The sequence below is a fragment of the Arsenophonus endosymbiont of Bemisia tabaci Q2 genome (genome assembly GCF_902713415.1).
Lineage (GTDB): Bacteria > Pseudomonadota > Gammaproteobacteria > Enterobacterales > Enterobacteriaceae > Arsenophonus.
Window position 1 is genome coordinate 1 of record NZ_CACTIE010000170.1, and the last position, 6,977, is coordinate 6,977.

Annotated in this window: 9 protein-coding genes, 1 tRNA gene and 3 pseudogenes; 4 read left to right on the top strand and 9 right to left on the bottom strand. The window is 36.5% G+C overall.

The features are described from left to right. Positions 1-127, bottom strand: a 127-nt coding sequence (locus ARSQ2_RS14960) for an IS630 transposase-related protein (protein WP_420837765.1), incomplete at its 3' end; no start/stop codon positions are given. A 619-nt stretch (positions 128-746) separates the two neighbouring features. Next, a complete protein-coding gene (locus ARSQ2_RS09005) occupies positions 747-1,358 on the bottom strand; it encodes a riboflavin synthase subunit alpha (RefSeq protein ID WP_181995091.1) in 612 nt (203 codons plus the stop codon). A gap of 197 nt (positions 1,359-1,555) precedes the next feature. Between ARSQ2_RS09005 and ARSQ2_RS09010 the strand changes: the two are divergent. Both ARSQ2_RS09010 and ARSQ2_RS09015 read left to right on the top strand, forming a co-directional pair. Next, positions 1,556-1,899: pseudogene (locus ARSQ2_RS09010) on the top strand (MATE family efflux transporter); the annotation flags it as partial. A gap of 106 nt (positions 1,900-2,005) precedes the next feature. Then, a pseudogene (locus ARSQ2_RS09015) lies at positions 2,006-2,639 on the top strand (MATE family efflux transporter); the annotation flags it as partial. 22 nt (positions 2,640-2,661) lie between these two features. Here ARSQ2_RS09015 and ARSQ2_RS09020 read toward each other — a convergent pair. The 3 genes from ARSQ2_RS09020 to ARSQ2_RS09025 form a co-directional block, all read right to left on the bottom strand. Next, positions 2,662-2,970 carry a transposase gene (locus ARSQ2_RS09020; RefSeq protein ID WP_238334416.1) on the bottom strand — a complete coding sequence of 103 codons (309 nt, stop codon included), beginning with the start codon at positions 2,968-2,970 and terminating at the stop codon, positions 2,662-2,664. Continuing rightward, positions 2,961-3,122: a hypothetical protein gene (locus ARSQ2_RS13085; RefSeq protein WP_238334350.1), complete on the bottom strand. Its 162-nt coding sequence runs from the start codon at positions 3,120-3,122 to the stop codon at positions 2,961-2,963. The genes ARSQ2_RS09020 and ARSQ2_RS13085 overlap by 10 nt, the downstream gene beginning before the upstream one ends. Positions 3,123-3,377: 255 nt before the next feature. Beyond that, entirely contained in the window at positions 3,378-3,584 is a 207-nt protein-coding gene (locus ARSQ2_RS09025; protein WP_181995092.1) for an IS630 transposase-related protein, read from the bottom strand. Between the two features lie 28 nt (positions 3,585-3,612). On the opposite strand from ARSQ2_RS09025, the pseudogene ARSQ2_RS09030 reads away from it, so the two are divergent. Next, positions 3,613-4,020 (top strand): annotated as a pseudogene (locus ARSQ2_RS09030) (MATE family efflux transporter); the annotation flags it as partial. 166 nt (positions 4,021-4,186) lie between these two features. After that, positions 4,187-4,263, top strand: a tRNA-Val gene (locus ARSQ2_RS09035). Between the two features lie 125 nt (positions 4,264-4,388). Here the strand turns inward: ARSQ2_RS09035 and murJ are convergent. The 4 genes from murJ to ARSQ2_RS09055 form a co-directional block, all read right to left on the bottom strand. After that, positions 4,389-5,924 carry a murein biosynthesis integral membrane protein MurJ gene (murJ, locus tag ARSQ2_RS09040; protein ID WP_181995094.1) on the bottom strand — a complete coding sequence of 512 codons (1,536 nt, stop codon included), beginning with the start codon at positions 5,922-5,924 and terminating at the stop codon, positions 4,389-4,391. Positions 5,925-6,223: 299 nt separating this feature from the next. Beyond that, positions 6,224-6,700, bottom strand: coding sequence for a hypothetical protein (locus ARSQ2_RS09045; protein WP_181995095.1), 477 nt, complete (start codon positions 6,698-6,700; stop codon positions 6,224-6,226). Between the two features lie 44 nt (positions 6,701-6,744). Continuing rightward, positions 6,745-6,888 carry a hypothetical protein gene (locus ARSQ2_RS09050; protein WP_181995096.1) on the bottom strand — a complete coding sequence of 48 codons (144 nt, stop codon included), beginning with the start codon at positions 6,886-6,888 and terminating at the stop codon, positions 6,745-6,747. Next, positions 6,828-6,956, bottom strand: coding sequence for a transposase (locus tag ARSQ2_RS09055; protein WP_202880408.1), 129 nt, complete (start codon positions 6,954-6,956; stop codon positions 6,828-6,830). The genes ARSQ2_RS09050 and ARSQ2_RS09055 overlap by 61 nt, the downstream gene beginning before the upstream one ends. Between the last annotated feature and the right edge of the window lie 21 nt (positions 6,957-6,977).

Sequence of the window (6,977 nt, forward strand, 5' to 3'; positions counted from 1 at the left end):
CTATTTGATTAATCCAACGCGATAAAGATGCAGAGCCAATCCGAAATTGCTTCGCTGTTTCTCGGATACTCAACCCTTCTTCCATCGTAAATATCACTTTACTTCTAAAATCAATTGAATAGCTCATATAAATAATGTCATCAAAATTAAGTCGCTTAGCTATAGATTAAAATGTTCACGCTATAACTCAAAATTATGATAAAACCACACCACTTTGGTATCCGTTGCTGAATGCGTTCACGTTACCTTTTTAAATTCTTGTTTTTCTTTTTGTCACACTGTTGTCATTAGCGTTGCTTATGGTTTTCTATCTCAATGATAAATTCTATTGGTTTTTTTGCATTAGCTTACTGAATGAGGGAATTTATAATCACTATCAATTGGTTATGGAGAAAATGAAATAGCAGTCATTTGACAATTTTATTCAATAGCTCAGTCATACTTCTTCTATAAGGACGCTTTTGAATGAGCAATAGCCTGAGCCAGGAAAGGAAAGATAAAACAATTAGCCAATTTGTCTTGGCTAACCATTTTGAGTGACGCGATTTGATGTTTATCGAAGAGCTTATTTGCAGATATCATTTAGTACAGATAAGTAAATTAGACATAGGAAACCACTTTTGACATTAACACTTTTCTAATAAGAAGAAACCTTGGTCGATTGTTCATCAAATCCTGTTTCTTCTTTTAGCTATTACTTAACCTAATTAAAATAGCGTGACGACTATTTAAAACACGCTCTATGATTATATTTTTTGGGCCATCACTTGCTCCACAGTATTAACTACCGCTTGGGTATGGGCATCAATTTCAATATTAACCTTTTCTCCAAGACGCTTTTCTGCAATTGTGGTGCGCGCAATGGTTTCCGGGATCAGATGGACACAAAAACGATTATTGACCACATCTCCTACAGTTAAGCTAATTCCATCAACGCCGATAAAGCCCTTATGCAAAATATATTTCATTAATTGTTTATCATGCACATAAAACCAAATTTGGAGATTATTTTCAGCTTTAAAAATTTTGGCTACTTCGGCAGTAGTAATGATGTGACCCGACATAACATGGCCACCAATTTCATCACCATATTTTGCTGATCTTTCTAAATTAATCATATCGCCTAATTTTAAACTGCCTAAGTTTGTCAGTCGCAAAGTCTCCTTCATTAAATCAAAACTCACCTTATCGCCATCAATATGGGTAACAGTTAAACAGCATCCATTATTAGCAATAGAAGCACCTGTTTCTAAATCTGCGAGTAATTCAGTGGGAAATTGGACAGTATAAGTACGAAAATTAACGCTATCTTCCACCGCAACTAGTGTTCCTTTTCCTTTCACAATGCCTGTATACATATATTGAGTTCCTAATTTTAATAAAAGATTAAAACTCATTCTACGCTAGTTATGCTAGATAAGCACTCTAGAAACAATAAATATGGCAGGTTTCTATCTATTTATAGCTATAACTTCACCAAATCGATACAATAAGCAAATTTTTAAGGGTTCAATTCTTTTCGTTTTTTATTTATTTTCAATAGGATATATGGTGGGTGAATAAATATTTTAAAGGGGAACACAGCCTATTAGCATTAGATATTCCAATTATTCTTGCTCAATTCTCACAAACCGGAATTGGGTTTTGTCGATACAGTAATGGGCTGGCAAAGTCAGTGAAATAAATATCTCAGCCGTTGCGCTAGGAACGGCTATCTGGTTACCTGCTATTTTGTTTGGCCACGGCTTATTAATGGCTTTAACACCAGTGGTAGCGGAATTAAATGGTTCAGGCCGACGCCAAATTATCGACAATCATATACAACAAGGCTTATGGCTAGCTTTCTTTTTATTACTTTTGGTCATGGCTGTTATGTATAATGCTCACCATATTATAAATATAGCTAAGCGTCTTAATTTTGACTACAAAATATATGTTTTTATCCAATATAAATTTACTCATATAGAGTAATTACTTGTAATCATTTTACAAGTCGCCCAGCTATAATATGCCTAATATTGATCCTGAACTGGCAAATAAAGCGGTGCGGTTTCTGCGTGCTATTATGTGGCGAGCACTAGGTTATCTTTTTTATCAAGTTTTACGTAGTCAGTGCGATGGGTTATCTAAAAAAACCCGGCATGTTTATTGGTTTCCTTGGTTTATTTATTAACATACCTATCAACTATATTTTTATCTATGGACATTTGGGGGCACCAGCTCTTGGTGGCCTCGGCTGTGGTATAGCCACTGCCTCGGTTATATCGGGCTATGTTTCTTTTGATGCGCTGGTATATACGCCATACTCCTTCACAACGTGATATCCGTGCTAATAAACAGTTTGCATTACCTGACTTCTCTTTATTAAAGCGCCTGCTCGCGTTAGGTTTACCTATTTTGGTCTAGCCTATTTCTTCGAAGTCACTTTTTTTGCTATTTTCGCCTTACTGGTCGCTCCATTAAGTATTATCGCTGTCGCAGGACACCATGTAGCATTAAATTTTAGTTCGTTAATGTTTATGTTTCCTATTTCTCTTGGTATCGCAGCAACGATTCGGGTCGGTTATAATTTAGGTAGCGCTTCAACGGAAAAAGCAGAAATATCCGCCTATACCAGCATTATGGTAGGTTTAATGGTATAGCTAATCGACTTAATTTTGATTACACCATATTGAGTGCGAAAAAAATATCTATGTCGCATCCGAGCGCTCTTTTTTTGCATTTAGCTTGTGCCCATTTATATTCAATTGGATTAAGATCTGGCGAATAGGTAGGCAAATATTCCACCATATGCCCCGCATCGATGATGACTTGTTCAATACTGCGTTTCTTGTGAAAAGTTGCATTATCCATCATGATTACACTGTTTTTAGGAAGTACTGGGATAAGGACTTGGGTGACCCATGCATAGAAAACATCGCTGTTAATATTGATATGAAATAATCCGATAGCAAACAGCGTTATGCCCAATAAAGCGCCGATAACATTTGTTCTTCCTTTAGCGCCTTAGTTCTTGAGGCCAACACACCATTGACCTTTCGGGGAATAGCCGTAAGTCCCCTGGGTATCGTGTGAAAAACCACATTCATCAATAAAAACAATATGCTTGTCTTCTTTTTCATACTGTTGTTTTTTGTTGAAACGTTTGTCAAGTGTTTTCGTCGGCTTTCGGATGACCTAGAGTTTTTTATAGGTCAATCACATTTTTTTAAGAGCTTGCCAAATGGCCTTCTGACAAACGCCAAAACGCTCTGCAAGCTCTTTTGGTAAGCATCTGGATATAGCTGGGCGACTTTAAAATGATTACAAGTAATTACTCTATATCAGTAAATTTATATTGGAGAAAAACATATATTTTGTAATCAAAATTAAGATGCTTAGCTATATTGTTCAACATTTTTTATCAACTCGGATTTATCGATTTTTCGCTGACGCGTAGTCGATGCTTTTGGCTCTATTTGATTAATCCAACGCGATACAGATGCAGAGCCAATCCGAAATTGCTTCGCTATTTCTCGGATACTCAACCCTTCTTCTTCCATCGTAAATATCACTTTACGTCTAAAATCAATTGAATAGCTCATATAAATAATGTCATCAAAATTAAGTCGCTTAGCTATAGCTTGCTGCACCGCAATTGTGACAGTGTCACTTAGAGAGAAGATCGCATTAATGTATAATCGCAATCCGGAAGTCGTCCTATTGGCTTCACAATTGATGTTATTCGCTGCTATCTATCAGATTTTCGATGCTATTCAAGTCATTGGCGCAGGTATATTACGCGGTTATAAAGATACCCGTTCAATTTTCTTTATCACTTTCATCGCTTACTGGCTCCTCGGCCTACCAACAGGTTATCAACTTGGTTTAACTGACTTTATTTTGCCGCATCTGGGACCAAAAGGTTTTTGGATCGGTTTTATTATTGGCTTAACGGCATCAGCTATCATGATACTTTCTCGCATATTATGGCTTCAACGTCAGCCAAACGAATTTGTATTACGACATTCCACTCGATAGCTATGTTGTCAAACGCGTATAAGGTATAAAAAATGAAAAATTGCGCTTTTATGCTAAATAGCATTAAATACGAGCAGTTAGACGTAAAATTGCATTTTTTCCCTTGCCAGAATGGCAACTGCCCGTTAATATTCGCTTCCACATTATCGCCATAGGAATTTTTATTGCGTCCGTAGCTCAGTTGGTTAGAGCACCACCTTGACATGGTGGGGGTCGGTGGTTCGAGGCCACTCGGACGCACCAGTGCTGTTTATTCCCAATACCGTTTTCAAATTGTAAAGTCCAGTCAGCCTGCTCCGATTGGTAATGAAAAAACGCGGTTACGCTTTTTCATCCAAAAAATGATGACCTAACCAGATTTATTTGTATTAAATAGCCCGCTGTGAAAAATCTCGCAAACGAAAACCAAAAATAAACAACGCAGCGAAGTAACTCATTGCACCGGCAAAAACCACCAGTAAAAACCGCGTGATACGCATCAGCATATTTCCCTGCTCCCATGGCGGCATAAAATTTAATAGCAACAACAATACCGCTACCATAACAATTAAAGCGGCGATTAACTTGAGCAAAAATTTTCCCCAACCAGCTAAGGGAGAAAAAATTGCCTGGCGACGTAACTGCCAATACAGCATCAAAGCATTAAAGCATGCCGCTAAGCCAATTGATAAGGCCAATCCTGCATGTTTGATCGAACCAATAAAGGCAAGGTTCATTAGTTGTGTCAAAATTAAAGTAATAATCGCGATTTTAACCGGTGTTTTAATATCCTGTCTCGAATAGAATCCTGACGCTAATACCTTAACGATAATTAAACCCATTAAACCAACAGAGTAAGCAATTAATGCCTGTTGAGTCATTACCGCATCGTAGGCAGTAAAATTGCCATACTGAAAAAGCGATACTGTCAACGGTTCGGCTAGAATAGCCAGCGCAATCGCACAGGGTAGCGCTAATAAAAAGCAAAGGCGTAACCCCCAGTCCATTAGGCGCTGATATTCTTTATGATTACCGGTTAAAAAACTCTTCGCCAGCGAAGGTAATAAGATAGTACCAAGTGCCACTCCTAAAACACCAGTAGGGAGCTCCATCAATCGGTCAGCATAATAGATCCACGAGACAGAGCCTGATTGTAAAAATGAGGCAAAAATAGTATTAATAATTAATGAAATCTGGCTTACAGAAACACCAATAATCACCGGCCCCATTAACTTCAGTACTCGCCAAACGCCGCTATTACGAAAAGAGATACGCGGTAAAACTAACATGCCAATTTTTTGTAAATAAGGTAATTGATACAGCAACTGTAAAATACCACCGGCAAAAACTCCCCACCCTAACGCTATAATAGGTGGTTCACAATATGGCGCCAACAACAGTATTGATATAATCATACTGATATTAAGTAAAGTAGGCGCAAAAGCAGGAACAGAAAAACGGTTCCAAGTATTTAAAATAGCACCAGCCAACGATACTAAAGAGATCAATAAAATATAAGGAAAAGTGATTCTCAATAAACGAAGGGTTAAATCAAATTTATCCGGTGTATCAGTAAAACCGGGGGCCGTAATATAAATAATCCATGGTGCCGCTAATATTCCTGCCAATGTAATGATGGCCAAAATTAATGTTAATAAACCGCAAACATACGCAATAAAAGTGCGAGTAGCCTCATCACCTTGCTGGTTTTTATATTCTGCTAAGATAGGAACAAATGCTTGGGAAAATGCGCCTTCGGCAAAAATTCGGCGCAAAAGATTTGGTAATCGAAAAGCAACAAAAAAAGCGTCTGTCGACGCTCCAGCACCAAAAAAACGCGCGATAATCGCATCACGAATGAATCCTAAGATGCGGGAAAACATAGTCATAGAGCTTATCGCTGCTAACGATTTTAGTAAATTCATGCAATATCTTTATTAATGATAGCCATAATAGATTGATAAAGTCTATCAGCGACCTGTGAGCATGACCATGAATTAGAATAACTATTTTTACCAAAGGAAAGCGATGTAGCTCAGATTTTCCAACGATGTTTTAATTACCCGTTAAACAAAGTGAGTTTAGTAAATTATGCTTTTGGGCTTTGAGGTTGCTTCTCGTCGAAACATATATTTATCATCCGATTGGCGCGTTGTATCTGATATATTAGAGTATTGAAGGGTCTGTGGTTTACTAATGCTTAAAATATCACAAATTAGCATTATCATATTATTAAAATCATTATTATTACCAACAAAGACATCAGGAAATATTTTAGAATGTCATTGATTTTATCAAACTCCATTTCTAATGCATTTGCGTTAAAAAATATTTTCTTATAAGATGGTTCAATAATTTCAGCTTGATGCTTACTTAAAACAAAAAAGTGTTCTTTTTTTGGATTAACTTTTTCATAATAATTATTATTAATATGTTTTAATACTTCATCGCAACATTCACCACAATAACCTTTTCTACTTTCCAGCAATATTTTTTCTTCATATGGATTTTGCTGGTAATAATTAAAACCAAACATTTCGTTGTTTTTTACAATGATATAATTCAATCGAGCTTTTACCTTATTGTTTAATATTTCTGCCAGAACATTGTTCGTATGGATATTTAAATGGCAGTAAAACAAATCTTCAATACGACCAGTTTTAGTAACAAACGGTTGATGATTCGTGACTTGTCCTATCATATTAATGCCTTCTTTAAAGATAAAAAATAGTAAGCAAATTATGATTAACAAGTAAAATTTAATATATTAAAAGTAAGTCTAAATCTGTTGATTTTTGTCCACTTATAGCTAAGCGACTTAATTTTGATTACACCATATTGAGTGCGAACAAAATATCTGTGTCGCATCTGAGCGCGCTTTTTTTGCATTTAGCTTGTGCCCATTTATGTTCAATTGGATTAAGATCTGGCGAATAGGTAGGAAAATATTTCACCATATGCCCCGCATTGATGATGAC

Excerpts from the sequence above, each read along its gene's own strand:
- ARSQ2_RS09005 (WP_181995091.1), bottom strand. The coding sequence starts at position 1,358 with ATGTATACAGGCATTGTGAAAGGAAAAGGAACACTAGTTGCGGTGGAA.
- ARSQ2_RS13085 (WP_238334350.1), bottom strand. The coding sequence starts at position 3,122 with ATGAAAAAGAAGACAAGCATATTGTTTTTATTGATGAATGTGGTTTTT.
- ARSQ2_RS09025 (WP_181995092.1), bottom strand. The coding sequence starts at position 3,584 with ATGAGCTATTCAATTGATTTTAGACGTAAAGTGATATTTACGATGGAA.
- murJ (WP_181995094.1), bottom strand. The coding sequence starts at position 5,924 with ATGAATTTACTAAAATCGTTAGCAGCGATAAGCTCTATGACTATGTTT.
- ARSQ2_RS09045 (WP_181995095.1), bottom strand. The coding sequence starts at position 6,700 with ATGATAGGACAAGTCACGAATCATCAACCGTTTGTTACTAAAACTGGT.
- ARSQ2_RS09050 (WP_181995096.1), bottom strand. The coding sequence starts at position 6,888 with ATGCAAAAAAAGCGCGCTCAGATGCGACACAGATATTTTGTTCGCACT.
- ARSQ2_RS09055 (WP_202880408.1), bottom strand. The coding sequence starts at position 6,956 with ATGGTGAAATATTTTCCTACCTATTCGCCAGATCTTAATCCAATTGAA.